Source organism: Salibacterium aidingense DSM 18341 (assembly GCF_000429685.1).
Classification (GTDB): domain Bacteria; phylum Bacillota; class Bacilli; order Bacillales; family Marinococcaceae; genus Salibacterium; species Salibacterium aidingense.
This window is the reverse complement of record NZ_AUCI01000001.1, coordinates 256,010-275,049: the sequence shown is the minus strand read 5'-3', so window position 1 is coordinate 275,049 and position 19,040 is coordinate 256,010. Positions and strand designations below refer to the sequence as shown.

The 19,040-nt window shown below is 46.3% G+C and carries 16 protein-coding genes; 5 read left to right on the top strand and 11 right to left on the bottom strand.

Going from position 1 to position 19,040, the window contains the following annotated elements; translation table 11 throughout:
* The first annotated feature begins 3 nt into the window (after positions 1-3).
* The 3 genes from G475_RS0101300 to G475_RS0101290 all read left to right on the top strand — a co-directional run bounded on the left by G475_RS0101300 (position 4) and on the right by G475_RS0101290 (position 2,899).
* Positions 4-1,044: a Gfo/Idh/MocA family protein gene (locus G475_RS0101300; protein ID WP_026699716.1), complete on the top strand. Its 1,041-nt coding sequence runs from the start codon at positions 4-6 to the stop codon at positions 1,042-1,044.
* Positions 1,045-1,065: 21 nt separating this feature from the next.
* Positions 1,066-2,034 (top strand): sugar phosphate isomerase/epimerase family protein, encoded by a 969-nt coding sequence (locus tag G475_RS0101295; protein WP_026699715.1) that lies wholly within the window; start codon positions 1,066-1,068, stop codon positions 2,032-2,034.
* Positions 2,035-2,344: 310 nt separating this feature from the next.
* Positions 2,345-2,899: a DJ-1/PfpI family protein gene (locus tag G475_RS0101290; protein ID WP_035709752.1), complete on the top strand. Its 555-nt coding sequence runs from the start codon at positions 2,345-2,347 to the stop codon at positions 2,897-2,899.
* Positions 2,900-3,122: 223 nt separating this feature from the next.
* Here G475_RS0101290 and G475_RS0101285 read toward each other — a convergent pair whose 3' ends face one another.
* The 4 genes from G475_RS0101285 to G475_RS0101270 form a co-directional block, all read right to left on the bottom strand.
* Entirely contained in the window at positions 3,123-3,524 is a 402-nt protein-coding gene (locus G475_RS0101285) for a hypothetical protein (protein WP_026699713.1), read from the bottom strand.
* A gap of 562 nt (positions 3,525-4,086) precedes the next feature.
* Entirely contained in the window at positions 4,087-4,989 is a 903-nt protein-coding gene (locus tag G475_RS0101280) for a proline dehydrogenase family protein (protein ID WP_035709899.1), read from the bottom strand.
* Between the two features lie 50 nt (positions 4,990-5,039).
* Positions 5,040-6,587 carry an L-glutamate gamma-semialdehyde dehydrogenase gene (gene pruA / locus G475_RS0101275; RefSeq protein ID WP_026699711.1) on the bottom strand — a complete coding sequence of 516 codons (1,548 nt, stop codon included), beginning with the start codon at positions 6,585-6,587 and terminating at the stop codon, positions 5,040-5,042.
* A gap of 76 nt (positions 6,588-6,663) precedes the next feature.
* A complete protein-coding gene (locus G475_RS0101270; RefSeq protein ID WP_026699710.1) occupies positions 6,664-8,076 on the bottom strand; it encodes a sigma-54 interaction domain-containing protein in 1,413 nt (470 codons plus the stop codon).
* Between the two features lie 326 nt (positions 8,077-8,402).
* Here G475_RS0101270 and putP point away from each other — a divergent pair, with 326 nt between their 5' ends.
* Positions 8,403-9,872: a sodium/proline symporter PutP gene (gene putP / locus G475_RS0101260; RefSeq protein ID WP_026699709.1), complete on the top strand. Its 1,470-nt coding sequence runs from the start codon at positions 8,403-8,405 to the stop codon at positions 9,870-9,872.
* Positions 9,873-10,497: 625 nt separating this feature from the next.
* Here the strand turns inward: putP and G475_RS0101255 are convergent.
* Genes G475_RS0101255 through G475_RS0101245 form a run of 3 tightly spaced genes read right to left on the bottom strand, consistent with a single transcriptional unit; the run spans position 10,498 to position 12,925 of the window.
* On the bottom strand, positions 10,498-11,493 hold the full coding sequence (locus tag G475_RS0101255; protein WP_026699708.1) for an NAD(P)/FAD-dependent oxidoreductase: 996 nt from the start codon (positions 11,491-11,493) through the stop codon (positions 10,498-10,500).
* Positions 11,494-11,509: 16 nt separating this feature from the next.
* Positions 11,510-11,866, bottom strand: coding sequence for a Rieske (2Fe-2S) protein (locus G475_RS0101250; RefSeq protein ID WP_026699707.1), 357 nt, complete (start codon positions 11,864-11,866; stop codon positions 11,510-11,512).
* Between the two features lie 21 nt (positions 11,867-11,887).
* Complete coding sequence (locus tag G475_RS0101245) at positions 11,888-12,925, bottom strand: amidohydrolase family protein (RefSeq protein WP_026699706.1); 1,038 nt, start codon at positions 12,923-12,925, stop codon at positions 11,888-11,890.
* Positions 12,926-13,234: 309 nt separating this feature from the next.
* Here G475_RS0101245 and G475_RS0101240 point away from each other — a divergent pair, with 309 nt between their 5' ends.
* Positions 13,235-13,603, top strand: a complete 369-nt coding sequence (locus G475_RS0101240; protein ID WP_026699705.1) for a DUF4870 domain-containing protein — start codon at positions 13,235-13,237, stop codon at positions 13,601-13,603.
* 48 nt (positions 13,604-13,651) lie between these two features.
* On the opposite strand, the gene G475_RS0101235 is transcribed toward G475_RS0101240, so the two are convergent.
* The 4 genes from G475_RS0101235 to G475_RS0101220 form a co-directional block, all read right to left on the bottom strand.
* On the bottom strand, positions 13,652-15,358 hold the full coding sequence (locus G475_RS0101235; RefSeq protein WP_026699704.1) for a methyl-accepting chemotaxis protein: 1,707 nt from the start codon (positions 15,356-15,358) through the stop codon (positions 13,652-13,654).
* A 235-nt stretch (positions 15,359-15,593) separates the two neighbouring features.
* Positions 15,594-16,736: a helix-turn-helix domain-containing protein gene (locus G475_RS0101230; protein ID WP_026699703.1), complete on the bottom strand. Its 1,143-nt coding sequence runs from the start codon at positions 16,734-16,736 to the stop codon at positions 15,594-15,596.
* A 294-nt stretch (positions 16,737-17,030) separates the two neighbouring features.
* The gene (gene rpiA / locus G475_RS0101225; RefSeq protein ID WP_026699702.1) at positions 17,031-17,735 is read right to left on the bottom strand and encodes a ribose-5-phosphate isomerase RpiA; all 705 of its coding nucleotides are present in this window, start codon (positions 17,733-17,735) and stop codon (positions 17,031-17,033) included.
* A gap of 13 nt (positions 17,736-17,748) precedes the next feature.
* Positions 17,749-18,726 carry a C-terminal binding protein gene (locus tag G475_RS0101220; protein WP_026699701.1) on the bottom strand — a complete coding sequence of 326 codons (978 nt, stop codon included), beginning with the start codon at positions 18,724-18,726 and terminating at the stop codon, positions 17,749-17,751.
* Positions 18,727-19,040 lie beyond the last annotated feature (314 nt).

Genomic DNA, 19,040 nt, shown 5'->3' with positions numbered 1-19,040 from the left:
ACAATGACAGCGTTAAAAATTGGTTTTATCGGCGTTGGAGGTATTGCCCAGGGGCGGCATCTTCCTGCGTTTTCAGAACTGAAAGGAAAAGTGGAATTCACAGCAGTCCATGATGTAAACAAGGAACGGGCCTCCGAAGTGGCGGAGAGGTTTTCGATCCCCCTTGTGTTTGATGAAGCGGCCGGTCTGCTGGAAGAAGTCGATGCGGTGGTTATCTGTACTCCGAACAAGTTTCATGCGGACATGGCGATTGCCGCGTTACAAGCGGGCGTCCACGTGTTATGTGAGAAACCGATGGCGGTGACAGCTGCAGAAGGGGAAGCGATGGTTCGCGCGGCAAAACAGCATCAACGAGTGCTTTTAATCGGCTACCATTACCGGTATACTCCGGAAGCAGACATTGCCAAAAAAGTAGTAAGCCAGGGTGAGATCGGGGAGCCCCTTGTAGCCAGAGTACAGGCGATGCGCCGGCGGAAGGTCCCGGGATGGGGAGTCTTTACAAATAAGGAGCTGCAGGGCGGAGGCAGTTTAATAGATTTTGGCTGCCACCTTCTTGATTTAGCCCTGTGGCTGCTGGATGATCCAGAGCCGGTAGAAGTAACAGGGACCACATATAACCGTCTCAGTAAGACGCCGGGCCTTGTGAACGACTGGGGCTCCTTTGATCATGAAACGTTTGATGTCGATGACCATGTTACAAGTTATATCACTTTTACGAATGGTTTATCGATGCAATTCGAATGCTCCTGGGCGGCCAATATTAAAGAAGATCATACGTCTCTCAGCCTATCCGGTGTCGACGGAGGGATGCAGGTCTATCCTTTTGAACTCTATCAAGCCAAGTATGGCAGTCTTTGGGATAGCGTGGTGAAGCTTCCGGAAGCGGTAGAGGATGCGGGGGTTCTGCAGGCGCGTCATTTTGTAAACTGCTGTCTGGGAGAAGAAGAGCCCATCGTCCAGCCGGAACAGGCCCTTCGTGTAAATCGGATGATTGAAGCGATTTATCAAAGCAGTTCGAAACGTTCAGCTGTGAGATTATCATAAATATAGAATGGAGAGTTGGAGATGAAACTAGGCGTATTCACCGTGTTATTTGGAGACAAACCTTTGGAAGAGATGCTTGATCATGTGAAACAGTCCGGGTTAAAAGCAGTGGAGATCGGGACGGGAGGATATCCCGGCGCCGATCACTGTCCGGTAAATGAATTAATTGCCAGCGAAGAAAAACGCTCGGATTTTTTAGAAAAAGTGACGAGCCGGGAGCTGACGATCAGTGCGTTCAGCTGCCACGGCAATCCCATTTCTCCTGACCCAAAAGTGGCTGCTTCCTCTGATGAGACACTAAAAAAAACAATCAAGCTGGCTTCCATGCTCGGCGTTCCTGTAGTGAATACTTTCTCCGGGACTCCGGGAGGGTCCGAATCCGACAAAACACCAAACTGGCCAGTGACGCCGTGGCCTTCGGAATTTACCGAAATACTCAAGTGGCAGTGGAGGCACAAGCTGATCCCTTACTGGAGAGAAATGGGGGAGATGGCCGAGGAGTACGGGGTGAAAATTGGACTGGAGCTGCATGCCGGTTTTCTTGTTCATACGCCATATACAATGCTCAAGCTACGCAAAGAAACAAGCGGGGCAATCGGGGCGAATCTGGACCCGAGTCATTTATGGTGGCAGGGTATTGACCCGGTTGCCGCTATTAAAATACTTGGCAGGGAAGAGGCGATCTATCATTTTCATGCCAAAGACACGTATATTGATCAAGACAATGTAAACATGTACGGTCTCACAGATATGCAGCCCTATGCGGAGGTGTCATCAAGAGCGTGGACGTTTCGTTCAGTCGGCTACGGCCACAGCATACAGGAATGGGCGAATATGGTGAGTGCGCTGAGAACACACGGCTACGACCATGTTATCAGTATCGAACATGAGGATCCGATTATGTCGATAGATGAGGGTTTTCGGAAGGCAGTCGCAAACCTGAAAGCGGTGCAGATCGAAGAGCCTCCGGCAGAGATGTGGTGGGCGTAAGGTGATTGGCGGAGTAAGCCACATGGGTGGATGGTCGTGCGGTTCTTCGCCGTGCTAAAAAATTTTACTTTATTATATAGGAAAATATAAATTTTGGGCGTTTTCGAGATCCAGCTTCAGCGTCCAGCTACTCGGGGTTTCTTCCCGGGCGACTCCGGGCAGCCTGCTGCCCGGAGTCGCCCGGTCCAGAACCTGTCGCGGCTGCCCAGGGCGCTTGCGCCTTTCTTATGTAAAATTGAGATGAAAAATAGATTAACGGTCCAACGTTTGCTCCAATAAATGGTATACTATTCAAAAAGGAGGGATTGGTATGGCAGAATCGAAAAAAATTCTTATTGTCACAGGAGATGCAGTGGAGGCGCTGGAAGTGTATTATCCGTACTTCCGCTGCCTGGAAGAAGGCTTTGAAACAGACATTGCTGCCCCTCATCAAAAAAAGCTGAATACGGTCATTCATGATTTCGAAGACTGGGAAACGTACACGGAAAAGCGTGGATATGGCATTGATGCGAATACGACATTTGCGGACGTGAACGCAGCGGACTATGATGGGTTGATTATCCCAGGCGGACGAGCGCCGGAACATATCCGGATGGATCAGAACCTGCTTGATATCGTCGTCCACTTTTTTGATGAAAACAAGCCAATCGCGATCATGTGCCATGGCAGTCTGGTGCTGACTCCGATTGCGGAGAAGGTGAAAGGACGGAAGCTGACAGCTTATACCGCCTGCAAGCCTGAAGTCGAAAGCATCGGCGCCGAATACATCAATGAAATGGATTACGTCGACGGCAACCTTGTCTCCGGCCATGCCTGGCCTGATCTCCCCGCGATCATGCGCGAATTTATAAAACAGCTGCAATAATGAGAAAAGCCATTTTTGAATCACATGTGATGCTTTATATAATTCACATGTGATTTTTTATGGATACAGAGCGTTACATGAGGAATTCAATGTGAAATACAAAAGAAAACCCGTTTCTTTAGATACATTACTAATTTATCATCTATGCCTTTTCTATTTTATCATTCAATAATAAAGGAAAAATAAAACAATTTCCATTTTTATTTTTGAATTTTATATATATTTATAACCGATCAATTGCAGAATTAATTTTTCGTATTAATTCTTCATTTTTTGATTTATCGAATACTAAAAACAATAATATGCCATCTTGTTGAAAAGTTTCATAAGATACCAAATTCATATTCGCTATAATATCCAAGAATTCTCTGTAACCTTCTTCACGTTCCCTTTTAGATGAAAAAAGAAAAACATACAAAGAGTTGTTTCTAATTTTAAAGCGATATGGTTCAACCCCATGTAGTGATGAATTAAAAACCGTTTCTGTTTCTTCATTTATTTCAACTGTTTCAATTGGTAAGTCTTCCATCTTTATTTCAGTAACGATTTGATCAACTTCTGCTTTATCTGAGTTTTGACAAGCACTTAGAATAAACAAAAGAAGAAAGAGAATATGTTTTTTCATCAGTCACACTCCTAATCATACAATAGTTTATTCAATACAGATTTCCACTCGTTCTCCTACCGCGCTCTTCTTGGTGACTTACATTTGTAATTTAACCATACGTCAAAGACGGTACTTTTACTTTTTTGCCACTGTTCAGTTCCTACTAACAGTTCAGAAACCATCAAATAGATTTATCCTAAATTATAGGATAAATTTTCAAACCATAGGGTGCAATTTGTTATTCTGATTGGGCTTATCGGAATGTCCATCAGCACTTTATTGTTGGCGATTACCTTTTATGGTGGTCTACATCACCGAATTAGCGGTGGGCTATTGCTGTTTTGATGATAGGGAATGGCATAACTAGCCTCAACTATTAAAAAGGTGCTAATCATCGTTTTTCGATGATTGGCACCTTTTTTATTATATCTTGTCTCAGAGTATTTAATTTGCTGCTAAAAAGAATTTTCTAATTACGCCGGCCGTTTTCTTCTTGTCCTGGAGCATTTACTCCTTATGCCGGAGAATTTTTTCATTGTCTGAAGCCATTTCTGCCTTGTCCCGGGTTCATTTATTATTGTCACTTGGACAGCATGCCGCGGAGGGCGAAGGTAACGTTTTGCGGCCGTTCGGCAAGGCGGCGCATAAAATAGCCATACCAGTCCTGGCCAAAGGGGACGTAGGTGCGGAAGGGCCACCCCTGTTCGGCGAGAGACAGCTGCAGTTCGTGCCGGAAGCCATACAGCATTTGGAATTCAAATTGGTCCCGGGGGACGTTGTGGTCTTGAACAAACGTTTGAATAGCTCTAATAAGGCTGTCGTCATGCGTAGCCACAGCGGTATAGCTTCCGCTTTTCAAATGGTTTTTCACCATTTCCAAAAATACCTCATCAATCGTTTCTTTGTCCTGATACACCGCCGCGCTGTCTTCCTGGTAAGCTCCCTTTACGATTCGAAGCGGGATTCCTTTCAATCTTTCGATATCTTCGAGGCCGCTCCGTACATACGACTGCATCACGGTTCCTACATTATCGTAAGTTTTCCGAAGCTCGAGGACGAGGTCGATCGTTTCGTGGTAATGGGCGTAATCTTCCATATCAATATTGATGAAATTTCCGTGCTGACGGGCGGTGTCCAGAATACGATATAGATGCTCCAGGCACATTTCCCGGCTGATATCCAGCCCCAGCTTCGTTAATTTGACGGAAATATGGGCATCGACGTGATTGCGCTCGATCGCTTCTAAAATGTCCAGGCACGCACTGGCTGCGTTTTCCGCTTCTTCCCGTTCAGTCACAAATTCGCCGAGATGGTCGATGGTTGCTTTTAATCCTAGTTCGTTCAGCCGTTGAATCGAAGTAATCGCTTCATCGATCGTCACGCCGGCTACCACTTTGGAGGCACCAAGACGCAGTCCCCATTTCTTGGCGCTTTTGTTCAATGCTTTGTTTTTCGAAAGAAATAGAAAAAAGCTGCGTGACATATTCACAGAATCTCCCTCCTCTTCTATTGAAGCGTTTTACCGATTCAACCTTAGAACTGATCTGTCACTGTTTTAGGCTGCATAAAGTGGAGGAGGTAATCTGGGCCGCCGGCTTTGGCATCGGTACCGGACATCTTAAACCCGCCAAACGGCTGGTATCCGACAATAGCTGCCGTGCAGCCGCGGTTGAAATATAAATTGCCCACATGAAAGTCTGTGCGTGCCTGCTCGAGGTGAGCCCGGTTATTGGAAATGACGGCTCCGGTTAATCCGTATTCCGTGTTATTGGCAATCTCAATCAGCTCATCAAAATCTCGGGCTTGGCAGAAGGCCACCACTGGGCCAAATATTTCTTCCTGCATGATGCGGGCGTCGGGGGATGCTTCGGCAAAAATGGTCGGCTTTATGAAGAAACCGGTGCTGTTATCTCCATCGCCCCCGATGACGAGGCGGGCTTCTTTTTTCCCGATTTCTATATATTCCATAATTTTATCGTAAGCTTCCTGGTCTTTGACCGGTCCCATGTACGTTTCCCGCTGAACCGGATCACCGGTGACCGCTTCGGACGCGAGTTTCCGTGTCTTTTCCAACACATCCTCATATACATCCTCGTGCACGATGGCGCGCGAGCAGGCAGAGCATTTTTGCCCGGAAAAGCCGTAGGCCGAATACAAAATGGATGCCGCGGCAAGATCTAAATCCGCATCATTATCCACAATAATGGTATCCTTGCCGCCCATTTCTATCGCGGTGCGTTTCAAGTGCTGCTGGCCGGGCTGGATTTTGGCCGCCCGTTCATAAATACGGGTGCCCACCTCTTTGGAGCCGGTGAAATTAATCCAGTGGGTATGGGGATGATCGACGAGATAATCCCCGATTGCCGAGCCGCTCCCAGGAATATAATTCACCACCCCGTCGGGCATACCGGCTTCCATTAAGACCTCCATCAGCTTATAGGCAATGACCGGGGTATTGCTGGCAGGTTTCAGCATCACTGTATTGCCGGCCACCATCGGGCCGACGGTCGTTCCCGTCATAATAGCAAATGGCAGGTTCCATGGCGATACCGTCAGACCCGGTCCAAGAGGAAAATAGTGAAATTCATTGTTTTCCATATCACGGCTGTTTACCGGGATGCCGGGTTTCAGCTCGATCATCTGACGTGCATAATATTCGAGAAAATCAATTCCCTCGGCAGTGTCGGCGTCTGCTTCTTTTCTCGTTTTGCCGATTTCATACGTCATCCATGCGGAAAATTCATGCTTACGGCGCCGGATGAGGGCGGCGGCGCGGAGAAGAACATTGGCCCGGGCAGCAGGATCCCATTTGCTCCAGGTTTTAAACGCTTCGCGGGCGGCCTGCATCGCAGCTTCAGCCTGTGATTCCTCCGCTTTGGATACTGTACCGATGACTTCTGTTGTATTGGCTGGGTTGATAGATGTGATTTTCCTCTCTGTTGTCACCGGCCGCCCATTTATAATCAAGGGATATTCTTTTCCGAGCTGTTTTTTTACATAAGCCAGTGCTTCGTCATAGGCGCGCTGGTTTTCTTCGAGGGTGAAATCCGTAAAGGGTTCATGTCTATAAGCTGTGACCATATCGATCCTCTCCTTTATTCTGAATATACCCTCTATTTATGCAAAAGTTATGCCAATTTATAATTTGCAGAAAAATTCATGGTGTATCCAGAAAAGGAAAACGGCCTAGTTCTAATTTTTTCATACGGTACTGCAAACTCTGCCGGCTGATGCCAAGTTCCCTGGCCGCCTGCACGAGGTTACCCTGTGTATGGGTGAGAGCCTGCGTGATCAGTTCATATTCTGTAGCAAGCAGCTGTTCCCGGAGCTTTTTTGGGGGCTGCTTTTCTGTTCGGGAAACGGGGGTGTTGGCTTTCGAATCGATTTTATTTCTGAAATGGGAAGGAAGATGAGCTGTTTGTAAAATGTTCTCTCCAATAATAAGGTTCATCGCTCCTTCAATGACGTGCTCGAGTTCGCGGATATTCCCGGGCCAGCTGTAAGAATTAAAACCTTCCAGTACATCGTCGGCCACAGCGTCCACCTGCATTTGAAACCTATGATTGTATTTAGAAATGAAGGTTTCGGTTAATGGCTCTACGTCTGTCATTCGTTCACGCAGCGGGGGAATGAGCAAGGAAACGACGCTCAACCGGTAATACAAATCTTCGCGGAGACGTCCTTCTTCCATCGCTTTATAGGGATCCTCATTCATGGTTGTGATGACACGAACATTCACTGGACGGGCTTTATGATCACCAATCCGGGTGACTTTTTTCTCCTGCAGGACTCGCAGCAGTTTCGCTTGAAGAGAGGGCGCAAGGGAGTTGATTTCATCCAGCAGCAGCGTGCCGCCGCCGGCTTCTTCAAATAAACCGGCCCGGTCTGTGGCGCCGGTAAACGCTCCCTTTACCGTTCCGAATAAAATGCCTTCGATCAGTGTCTCCGGCAGAGCAGCACAATTTTGAGAGATAAACGGGGCATTGGCCCGTTCGCTTTCACTGTGGATACTTTGGGCGAATAATTCTTTACCCGTTCCTGTTTCTCCGGTGATTAATACAGAAGATGCCGTACGGGTTGCGCGCCGGGCTTCTTCGATAACGGTTTTGATTTTATGAGAACGTCCGATAATCTGCTGGAAGGTGAAAAGGGACGAATCAGCCTTTTTTTGGTTCTCCCGGACGAGTTTCACTTCCCGGGTGATATCTTTTGCAATTTCAGCCGCTGCCACAATATGGTTGTTGGAGTAAATCGGAAAGGTCTCATTCATGGTCATGATTTCTTTGCCGCGGTAGTTGTAATAATGCTGTTTTTGATGCCTGGTTGATTTTCCGTGTTTAATAGCCTGAAGAAGCCGGCTGTCCCGTTCATCCTGAAACTGGAAGGCTTCCATCATTCCTTTGTTATCAAAATCCTCATAGCTCATGGATTCAATCTTCCGCATTTTTTCATTGTATAAAAGCAGCCTTTCCTCCACATCAATGATCCGCACTCCTTCATCGAGCCGATTCATAATGGTTCGGAAGATATCCTGTTTTTCCTGTGCAGTTAAAGAAGCCTCCGGTGTCATAACGATGCTCCTTTCTCCATCTTAGTCTTGTTTTATATATCCTATCATAATCTTAAAGAAGCCGGAAAAGTAGTAAAAGCGGTGCAAAATTTTGCACCTTCCTGATGGTATTTTCGTCAAATCTTAGATAATACGGCTTGAATAGAATCTTGAATGTTGGCACTTTTCTTGCAATTAAATAGGCAGAGAGGAAAGGAGGAGAACGGATGGAAACAGCTCTGACCGGAGCCACATGGTTTTGGCTCCTTGTACCGATGCCGCTTTTAATTATCTCGTCTTTTATTTCCTATGTAAGCCAGTTCAAAAAAAAGAAAGGGGCGTAACGCATGGATGGCGCAACGATTTTAACTTTTATCGTTTATTTGGCAGGTATGTTTGGGATCGGTATTATTTTTTACAGGTTAACGAGCGATCTTTCGGATTATGTTCTAGGCGGACGGAAATTAGGAGGAAGTATTGCGGCATTAAGTGCCGGCGCCTCGGATATGAGCAGCTGGCTGATACTTGGGCTGCCTGGTGCCATGTACATCGGGGGAATGAGTGAGATTTGGCTCCCGATCGGACTGGCAGCCGGCGCCTATTTGAATTGGCAGTTTTTAGCACTCCGGCTGCGCCGCTATACGAAAGTGGCAAAGGACTCCATTACTATTCCTGATTTTCTCGAAAATCGATTTCGCGATCAGTCGAAAATACTTCGTATGGTCTCCGCTGTCTTTATATTGCTCTTTTTTGCCTTTTATACTTCTTCCGGGCTGGTAGGGGGAGCTACGTTGTTTCAGCAATCTTTTGGCTGGGAATATACGACCGCGCTTTGGATTGGAGTATCGGTTATTATTATTTATACCTTTCTGGGAGGATTTCTGGCTGTCAGCTGGACCGATTTTTTTCAGGGCATTCTAATGTTTCTCGCGCTTATTATTGTCCCCATCGCAGCGGTTCAGGAAATGGGCGGCTGGACGGAAATGATCCAAACCACGGCGGAAGTGGATGCTTCTTATCTGAACGTCTTTGCCGGAACTTCTGCCATAAGCATTATTTCGCTATTGGCCTGGGGTCTTGGTTATTTTGGCCAGCCCCATATTATATCCCGTTTTATGGCGATCCGATCGGAAGAAGAAATACCTAAAGCCCGTTTTGTAGGTATGACCTGGATGGTGCTTTCTTTATTTGGCGCGATCTTCACTGGGTTTGTCGGGATTGCGTATTTTGCAGGGGAAGCAGGGGGTGCCCCTCTGGCTGATGGAGCGCAGGAAACGGTATTTATCGTATTTACTCAAGTGTTATTTAACCCCTGGGTGGCAGGGTTTTTGCTGGCGGCGATTCTGGCTGCGATCATGAGTACGATCGATTCCCAGCTGCTGGTCTCCTCCAGTGCATTGGCCGAAGATTTTTACAAAGGAATGCTGAAGCCGAATGCAAGTGATAAAGAACTCGTCTGGGTCGGACGCTTTGGTGTTCTTCTTATTGCACTTATCGCGACGTTATTGGCATATAATCCGGAAAGTACGGTGCTGGAGCTGGTGGAATATGCCTGGGCCGGATTTGGGGCTGTTTTCGGACCGGTGCTTCTCCTTTCCTTGTTTTGGCGGCGCACCAGCAAATGGGGAGCCCTGGCTGGAATGGTTACAGGGGGCTTGACTGTGATATTATGGGCACTTCCGAGCGGGGGGATTTTTGACTTGTATGAACTCGTTCCTGGATTTCTTTTGGGCGGCTTTGCTGTTATTCTTGTCAGTCTGGGAACGGCAGAACCTGAAGAAGCAGTGCTGAGAGAGTTCGACAAGGCACGCGGGTAAGGATTTTTAGAAGACCACAAACGCCCTGTGAAGCCGCGACGTTTCCGGACCCAAGCGCCCGGGCGCTGAGAAGCCGGCCCCCAAAAATGCCCAACGGCTAAAATGTCTGGGGCATACTGGGAAGCACCTATTTGAACAGTCTGTCGCGATAGATTCTTCAGAGGGCTGCTGGAGGACAGTAAAACGGAGATATTTTGTGCTAATGGGAGTCAGGGGAGGGTTGGAGAAAAGCAGGTAACTCATGCTTTGCGATCGTGTTCTCAAAAACTTGGCGGAGGAGGCTGCTTTTCCTTTTCTTCCTGCTAATGGGTTCAATAACTGGTTTGGAGGATAATAAGAACGTAGACCTGGTAGGCAGCGGCCTCCAATGCTGCTTTAGATAAGCGTTCCCGATTGCAAATGAAAATACCTTTTACGAGACACAAAAGTGCTATGGAATAAAGCAAGTGCAGCTAAAATATCACATTTAAAATGCGTCCTGTCGAGGCTTTTGTTCCAATTTATTTTATCTACTAAACGTAGAAAAGGGGACTGTCTATGGAGACAGTCCCCTGAGGCCCTGGGTAAGTACGCCTGTTGCCGAAATGAAAACGGAGGCAGCGGATCCTGTGTCCGCCTGTCCCCATCAAGAAAATAAGCTTGTGCTGTGCTGCGGTTGTACTTTTGCTTTTGGATCGATAAGATGTTTCGCATTGTTCACTGCAATCGGAGCCTCACCAAATCCAGTTGCAATTAATTTCACTTTTCCATCATACGTGCAGATGTCGCCGGCCGCATACAGTCCTTCGATGTTCGTTTCCATCCGGGAGTTCACGACAATCGAATTCTTTTGAATGTCAAGGCCCCATTCTTTAATTGGACCGATTGAAGAAATAAATCCGTGATTGACGATAACGGAATCAACGTCCAATCCTTCTTCTTCTTCGCTGCTGACGTTTTTCAGCACGGCCCGCTTGATTTTTCCGTCCTCGCTTTCAAACCTGGAAATTTCGGTCGGGGTTTTCACCGTCATGCCGGACTGGAAAAGCTGCTCCACGCTGTGTTCATGGGCACGGAACTTTTCCCGCCGGTGGACGATCGTGACGTTTTTCGCGATCGGCTCTAGCATCAATGCCCAGTCGAGGGCGGAATCTCCGCCCCCGGAGATGAGGACGTTATGCCCGGAGAACGCCTGCAGATCGTCAACGAAATAATGAAGGTTTTTACCCTCAAATTCCCGAGCCTCCTCCATTTTCAGGCGGCGCGGTTCAAAGGCGCCAATGCCGCCTGTCACCACAACTGTTTTGGCATAATGAGTTTTTTCGTTGGTGGAAAGTTCGAAGCGTCCATCCGGATCTTTATCAATTTCCTGGACGGTTTCTTCCAGCACCACCGTCGGATCAAACGCATAGGCCTGTTCCGCTAGGTCATCCACGAGTTTCTGAGCCCGGACTGCCGGGAATCCGGCAACATCATATATATATTTTTCCGGATAGAGAGTGGACAATTGCCCGCCTACCTGAGGGAGGCTGTCGATCAATTTAACACTCATTCCGCGCATACCTGCGTAGAATGCGGCGAAAAGGCCGGTCGGCCCGGCGCCGATTATGGCTATATCGTAAAGCTCTTCTTCATTAATCATATAACATCACCCACCCTCAATTGTAAACAATTACTTGATTATTTTCGACTGTTACGTGAAAATTTTTCACCTTGTACTTTTCATTAACGAGCATCCGGCCTTCGTTTTTGACATCAAATTCGCGGCCGTGCCAGGGACAGCGGAGGATGTCGCCGTCTTTTTCAAAGTTATATTCCCCAATATTATCGGTAGGGGCAGGGGCCCCGCACAGTTTCCCTTTTGAAAGTGGGGCACCCTGGTGAATGCAGCGGTTTAAAAAAGCATAATAATGGCCGTCCGAGGCCCGGCAGACAACAATGGAATGTTTTCCAAGCGTACTTTCCATCATTTCTCCGGGCTGGAGTTCGTCTGTATGGCATACAACTTGTTCCATGTCAGGCACCTCCTGTTGTTATTAAAATTTTGGATAAAACTTTCTTGCATTTTCAGTAAATAATTTTTTCTTAAAGTCACCGTCCAGGTTTGGCGGCAGGGCTTCGACCGGGGAATCGTAGTCCCAGTGCGGGTAATCGGTGGAAAACGAAATAATCTCCTCCGATCCCATTTGATCGACAATCTGCATGAAATCTTTTTTCTTCATGCTTTCCAGCGGCTGGGTCGTGAACAGCATCTGTTCCCGTACAATGTCACTTGGCATTCGTTTGACCCAGGGCACTTCATGACGGAGATCGGTGTATTGCTGATCCATTTTTCCCATTAAGAATGGGACGTAAGTAAAGCCGCCTTCAATCATGATAAGTTTTAGATTCGGGAATTTATCGAATACACCGTTAAATACCATGTTCGTTATCATATTCATATGCGATGTCGGAATCAGCGTGTGCCACTCGATAAAGTATTTCGGCCATTTTCCATAGTAGAGCGGGGGCTCGTTATGGTGCATACCGATCGCGAGATTATGCTTTTGGGCTGCTTCAAAGATTGGGTGATAATAGGGATCGCCCCATAACTTGTCATCAATCGGAAGAAGGACCTGCACCATTTTTGGGTGGGAACCGACCCGTTCAATTTCTTTCACGGCGTTCTGCGGTTCCTGCGCGGCAATGTGAATCGAGCCATACAGACGTTCATCCTGATCAAGCCATTTATCGATCTGCCAGTTGTTATAGGCAGAGGCAAGCGCCGTGGCCATTTCATACCAGCCGTGCATTGAAGATGGGGAGGGGTCCAGGGCCCCTGTTAAAATTGCTTTTTCATGACTGTTAGCGTTGAGAAGCTGTTCCTGCATAAACGCAAGGTCTGTTCCTGCCGGGCGTCCATCCGGTATTCGAGCATCGGCCCGATCGACACCGGCTACGGCAGGCTGGGTATAAGGCATATGCTTTTCCTGAATCCAGTGGCAGTCTTCGATATACCTTCTCCATGGCTGCTCCAGGTAAGGAAGCAGTTCTTCGTATAAGACTCGTTCGTGCACATCTGTATCAATAATCATCTTGTATCCTCCTTTGGCGCCCTTTGTGAATAGGCGCAGCCTGTATTAGCTCAACTGAGAGATATGTTATCACAGCCGTTTTACAGCTCCAAAGTTGATGACCGGCTATTACCTGAGGTTAGAATCGTCAGTGACATTCAGTGAAGCTCAGTGAAAAGCAGTGCCTTTTTTTCAGAAAATCCAAAAATAATCCTTAAAAATTGCTATAATTCTTACTATTTTTGATTTTTAACCTCATTTTAACCTTCGTTCTATAAAATAGAAGTAGTGTTTTTATTCCTTATAATATTAGAGAAGGAGGATGAAATAATGACGGAAGAGGAAAGAACAGAAGACGGCGCGCAGAAAACCAAGAACAAAACCTCCATGGATCTCGATGAAAATGTCGCAGGCTTGTTATGTTATTTGCTTGGAATCATTACAGGTGTTATTTTTTTAGTGCTGGAAAAAGAAAATCGTTTTGTGCGTTTTCATGCGATGCAGTCGACATTTATCTTCGTAGTATTATTTGTTTTAAACGTCATTCTTACGGCCGTACCGGTCATAGGCTGGGTGTTCAGTCTGCTTCTTGCGCCGTTGAGTTTTATTCTTTGGCTGGTGCTGATGTGGCAGGCCTACAAAGGAAATTGGTTTAAACTTCCGGTGCTCGGGGATATGGCAGAAGAAAAATCGAAATAACAAAAAGTGCTTGCAGACTTATGTGTCCGCAAGCACTTTAATATTCTGCTAGAGCCGGAATTTTTTTGTCAGGGTATTTAGCTCTTCTGCCATCTTCGAAAGAGATTCTGCACTGCCGGCGACTTCCTGCATGGACGACGTCTGCTGCTGGGCAGTGGCGGAGACTTGCTCGATACCTGCGGATGTTTCTTCGGAGGTGGAAGCAATTTCACTGCCGGATTCCCTTACTTTGACGCTGTAAGAGGCAACGTTTGATAGATTGGAAGCAACGGTTTGAATGCGGTCCTGCATGGCCGAGATGGCTTCATTAATTGTTTCAAAGTGTTCACGGCTTGCTTGAATCTGGCGGCTTCCTTCGTCTACGGTACCGGCCCCGGTTTCAAGGGACTGCACGACGGCATTGGTTTCTGTCTGGATACCGTGAATAATACCGGTAATATCAGAAACGGAATTGGAGACCTGTTCGGCCAGCTTGCGGACTTCCTCTGCCACGACGGCAAACCCTTTTCCAGATTCGCCGGCTCTGGCTGCCTCGATGGCTGCGTTTAAGGCCAGCAGATTCGTTTGTTCTGCGATATCCTCAATGACTTCAATAAGTTTGGATATCTCCTGGGAGCGGTGTTCCAGCCCCTTCACTTTTTTAGAGGTGTCATGGACGAGAGTCGTAATGTGATTCATTTGGCTTACGGACTGCTCCATCTGATTTTTCCCTTCCTGCGACTTTGCTCCGACTTCTTTAGAAGCTTCCTCGAGTTCCCGGCTTTCTTCATTGGATTCATTAATGTGTTCATTCAGCTCTGTCATAATGGAAGAAATTTCATTGGAAGACCCAGCTTGTTCCTCGGCCCCGGAAGATAGCTCTTCCATGGTGGAGGAAATTTGTTCTGCTCCCGAACTGACTTCCTGGGAAGACTGGGTCAATTCTTCACTTTGACTGCTCACCAGTTCCGAGATGTCCTGGATTTGATAAACGGTCTCCCGCAGCCCTTCTACCATTGTATCCACTCCCGCTGCGATCTGCCCTATTTCATCCTTACTTTGATAGGACAAGGTCTCGACAGCCAGATTTCCTTCAGCCACGTTGTTACTGATATCGACCACTTTTTTCAAGTTCCGGCTGACGAGCCGGCTGACCAACAGAACGACAAGTCCGCCTAACAGGACAGAAGCGACAATGGAACCTATTAAAATCCAGAAGGCAAAATCGGCCTGTGTTTTGGCCTCCTGTACGGCAGCCTCCCGGTCTTCGTCCACAATGCCGCGGAGTTGATTCAACATCTCATTGCTTTCGGAGCGAAGCGCGATGGTCCGATCTCTAAAAGTCTGAACCCCGTGGTCATTTCCGCCTTTTATAGCGGGGACGATTTGATTAAGAAAATAGTTGTTGGCTTCCTGGTTCTTTTTCTTGATTTGTTCAAACAATTCCTGCTGCTTCTCGGTTTCCATTTTAGGAGCAATGGTCTCCTGAAGTTCGTTAAATGCCTCACGGCTGTTTTCATATTCATCTAAGAGGGCATCGTCTTCTGAAACAATATAATCCGCGATGCGGGCGTCTTTTGCGCGGAACAGAGAGATCATATCTGTGATATTAACAGACCGCTCGGCCCGGCGTTCCATCGCATCAATCCGGTCTTCTACGTTGTTCAGCTGAATGGATACAATGGCTGTGGAAATAATAAATAGTACAATGGTAAGTGTGACAGCTGCCCCGAATTTTTTTCCAATATTAAGGTTGTTCCATGTTCTCTTTATCATGAGCCTAACGTCCCTTTCTGCTGATAAATAAGTATAAAGTCATGAAGTATTTATACCATATCAGCATTTGTAAAAACCACCCGTAAACTGTCGAAATAAAAAATCGATAAGAAAGACCTAAGAAAAATAGAGCTCCGGGAAGGTTTTTTCGGGACTCTGCTTTCTTAGCTCCCAGGCCTGCCGGGTGCGCTGCAGCCGGCTGGCTTTTATGGAGGAGGCAGGCACAGGGTGTGTATTAGGAAACGGGACCGTACTGGCGGAAGTGATGCGGAGTTTGTCCGGTGTATTTTTTGAATACCTTCGTGAAATAGGTCTGGTCCTTAAAGTGAAACTGGACAGCAATATCTAATATATTGTCATCTGTGTGCAGTAAGTATTTTTTCGCTTCTTTTATCTTCTCCTGAACGATAAATTGCTTTAAGGTGATACCGCATTCTTTTTTGAAAACGGTAGAGATATAACCGGGGGTCCGGTTCACATATTCAGAAATGAATTCAAGGTTGATCCCTTCCGTTACATTACTTTTAACCAGTTCCCGTATTTTCCATACAAACACACTGTAGTGGGAAGCTTCTTTCTGCTGCATCATATTAAAAAAAGTGGTGTATATTTGTTTTTCCATTCCGGCGAGCGCTTCGACGCTCTGTTTCCGCTCAATCTCACGCAGAAAGTAATCACTCATGGTCATTGCTTCATTCGGATCCGTCCCATTTTCCATTGCAGCTCTGCAGAGTATGGCACAGGCCATAATTAATTTATTTTTCAAGTGGCGGAGCGGGTGGGAAGAGCCAAGGGTAATATTTGAGTTCTGTTCAATCGTCTCCAGCCATTCAAACGCAGCAGGATTTCCCTCTTTCATTGCCTCCAGAAATGCCTTTTCCTGTTCATACGGATGATGTGCCATTCCTTCCTTTTGGTATTCGATCTGAAGGGCTTCCATCCGTTCTTTTTCCGATAAATGAAAATGTTCCTGTTTTAACTGCTGGAGCAGGATCTTAATTTCATGAAGGGATCGAAGGCACCGGAACGGTTCCCGGGAAAATAAATCTGCAAGCTTTGCCGGAGCCTGGATTTCATGAGTTTTCTCGTAAAAAAAGGGACCTGCCACAAAACAGCCTTCCTCGATGACATCTTCAGCGCTCGTAAATAAATAACAGGCTTCTTGGTCTTTCACAACGGTTTCTTCTGCGTCCGGCTTTAAGCCGGAAGGGAGCAAGGCCTGAATGTTTTTTTTGTGATAATGGAACAGGTGATGATATTCCTGTTTGGGATACACCCATTCATCTTGCGTAAAGAAACCAATTGGAATACCGGTGGTATGGTAGAAACGTCGCACTACTTTTTCCACTCTGCTTCGATATTTTTCGAGTCCGCTCATCCTGGAGACCTCCCCTTTTGCCAAATATATGCGAAAATTGCTATTTACCCTTATTATGCAAAACAAAGGTTAAAATGAAGTAAAATACCACAAAATTCTACGAAGGTTCCATATATAAGAACATCAATGTTGGATGTGTCACTTCTAATGAAATATAGAGAAATATTAAAGACAAAAGGGAGGGGCGGAGCTTATGTATAATCCAAACGCCCGTATGACGTACTGGGTGTCCTCAGATAGAGTTTACATGACAAAAAAGAGAAGAGGACCCTGCCAAGATCCTCTTCTCCGTAGTTATGGGAGTATTTGAACGTCATTATTTTCTCCGATAATGGCAGTATCTGCTGCCTGGACAAACAATCCGGTATCGACTACGCCGGCGATATTTTTAATTTTGTCATCGAGAGCTTTTGGGTCATGAATGGTGTGAAACGGACAATCCAATATATAGTTCCCGTTGTCGGAAACGAACACTTCTCCATTCTTTTTTCTTAAATCAGGGATACATCCCAGTTCCGAAATATGGGCTGCCACGGCCTCCCAGCCGAATGGAAGTACTTCGACGGGAAGGGGGGCGGCGCCTAAACGGGAGACGAGCTTGGATTGTTCTCCAATGATCACAACCTGTTTGGAAGCCTGAATGACAATTTTTTCTCTTACGAGAGAACCGCCGCCGCCCTTTAGCAGGTTTAGATGGGCGTCTATTTCATCAGCTCCATCAATCGCTACATCAATCGTTTGAACTTCATGAAAATTTGTAAGAGGAATCTGCCATTCTACTGCCCATTTCTCGGTGCGAGTGGAAGAAGGCACACCGGTTATATGAAGACCTTGTTTCATTTTCTCTTTTAATTTTTTCATCATCCAATATACGGTGGATCCAGATCCTAGTCCGATGGTCATGCCATCTTCCATAAAGTCTACGGATTTTTCAGCTGCCCTTTTTTTATCAACGTCCCGCTGTGTTGTTAATTTGGTATAGTGGTTCTGCTTGCCCATTTCACTTCTCCTATCAATTGGATTGTTTAAGCTCCTGGTTGACCAGGTAGGAGGGGGTCCTGCCGGACAATACGTCTGCAACATTTTGCGCGGTTTTTTGTTTTAACTCTAATTCCGACGCTGTGGAGTAATACGCAGCGTGCGGGGTTAAAATAACGTTGTCCATGTCCCGCAGCGGATGATCAGGCATCATTGGTTCTGTTTCCAGCACATCCAGCCCGGCACCTGCGATTTCCTCGGTCTGAAGGGCTCTGATCAATGCTGCTTCATCTATCACCGGCCCCCGGGATGTATTAATAACAAAAGCGCTTGTTTTCATTAACGAAAATTGATCATCACTTAACATCCCCCTTGTTTTTTCATTTAATGGAGGATGAACAGAAATGAAGTCTGATTCCCGGCAGAGGATGTCCAGATCTACCATATGAACACCCATGGATGCCGCAGTTTTTAAAGAAGCAAAGGGGTCGTAAGCCATAACTTCTAATCCAAAGGCCTGTGCCTTTTTGCTTAACATTTGTGGTATGTTCCCAAAACCAATGAGTCCCAGCTTTTGTCCGCTCATCCGGTAGGCGGGTTTCATAATCTTAGGATCCCAATTTCCGTTTCTGACAGACTCATGGAGCTGGACGATTTTTCTTGCACATGCCAGCAGCAGGGCAAAGGCATGATTGGAGACTTCCTCTGCGCAGTAATCGGTGACGTTGCTCACCATAATTCCATGTTTTGTCGCCGTGTTCACGTCGATCGTATCAAATCCCACGCCGTATCTGGAAATGATTTTACAACGACTCAGGCTCTGTATCACCTCTTTTGATAGGGGGGCGTATTGGTTGATAATACCATCAACTTTCCGGGCCGCATCGATTACATCTTCCTCCGTGCGGCATTGCGCTGGTATAAGCTCCGCATCCACTGTTTTGAGAACGTCCCTTTCTGGCGCCAGTGTATCATAGGTATAATCTGTAACCAGTACTTTCCATTTACTCACTTTGAAAGCTCCTTCCCAAATTCATTTCGTGTTCCTCCGCGATTCCAGAATGGACTGAAGTCTATGGAAATATCTTTTATCTTTATCTTACAGATAAAGCGGTTCCATATCAAAAAAATTTTTTTCTATTAACGGGTTGATTGAAAAATATTTTATTGTATAATAAGATTAATCGAAAATAATTTTGACATGGTTTCCATTTACTGGACGACTGGAGAAATATCTTCTGTCCTCATAGAATTAGTCTTGGATGATGAATTTGTTGTGTTGATTAACAGGACTTATGAAAGCGTTTTAACTAAGTGGCTCCATCC

What these genes read in the sequence shown, in the direction of transcription:
- G475_RS0101280 (WP_035709899.1), bottom strand. Translation starts at nt 4,989, where the DNA reads ATGTCACGCAGCTTTTTTCTATTTCTTTCGAAAAACAAAGCATTGAAC.
- G475_RS0101290 (WP_035709752.1), top strand. Translation starts at nt 2,345, where the DNA reads ATGGCAGAATCGAAAAAAATTCTTATTGTCACAGGAGATGCAGTGGAG.
- G475_RS0101285 (WP_026699713.1), bottom strand. Translation starts at nt 3,524, where the DNA reads ATGAAAAAACATATTCTCTTTCTTCTTTTGTTTATTCTAAGTGCTTGT.
- G475_RS0101230 (WP_026699703.1), bottom strand. Translation starts at nt 16,736, where the DNA reads ATGAGCGGACTCGAAAAATATCGAAGCAGAGTGGAAAAAGTAGTGCGA.
- G475_RS0101255 (WP_026699708.1), bottom strand. Translation starts at nt 11,493, where the DNA reads ATGATTAATGAAGAAGAGCTTTACGATATAGCCATAATCGGCGCCGGG.
- G475_RS0101235 (WP_026699704.1), bottom strand. Translation starts at nt 15,358, where the DNA reads ATGATAAAGAGAACATGGAACAACCTTAATATTGGAAAAAAATTCGGG.
- rpiA (WP_026699702.1), bottom strand. Translation starts at nt 17,735, where the DNA reads ATGGGCAAGCAGAACCACTATACCAAATTAACAACACAGCGGGACGTT.
- G475_RS0101245 (WP_026699706.1), bottom strand. Translation starts at nt 12,925, where the DNA reads ATGATTATTGATACAGATGTGCACGAACGAGTCTTATACGAAGAACTG.
- G475_RS0101295 (WP_026699715.1), top strand. Translation starts at nt 1,066, where the DNA reads ATGAAACTAGGCGTATTCACCGTGTTATTTGGAGACAAACCTTTGGAA.
- G475_RS0101270 (WP_026699710.1), bottom strand. Translation starts at nt 8,076, where the DNA reads ATGACACCGGAGGCTTCTTTAACTGCACAGGAAAAACAGGATATCTTC.
- G475_RS0101250 (WP_026699707.1), bottom strand. Translation starts at nt 11,866, where the DNA reads ATGGAACAAGTTGTATGCCATACAGACGAACTCCAGCCCGGAGAAATG.
- pruA (WP_026699711.1), bottom strand. Translation starts at nt 6,587, where the DNA reads ATGGTCACAGCTTATAGACATGAACCCTTTACGGATTTCACCCTCGAA.
- G475_RS0101300 (WP_026699716.1), top strand. Translation starts at nt 4, where the DNA reads ATGACAGCGTTAAAAATTGGTTTTATCGGCGTTGGAGGTATTGCCCAG.
- G475_RS0101240 (WP_026699705.1), top strand. Translation starts at nt 13,235, where the DNA reads ATGACGGAAGAGGAAAGAACAGAAGACGGCGCGCAGAAAACCAAGAAC.
- putP (WP_026699709.1), top strand. Translation starts at nt 8,403, where the DNA reads ATGGATGGCGCAACGATTTTAACTTTTATCGTTTATTTGGCAGGTATG.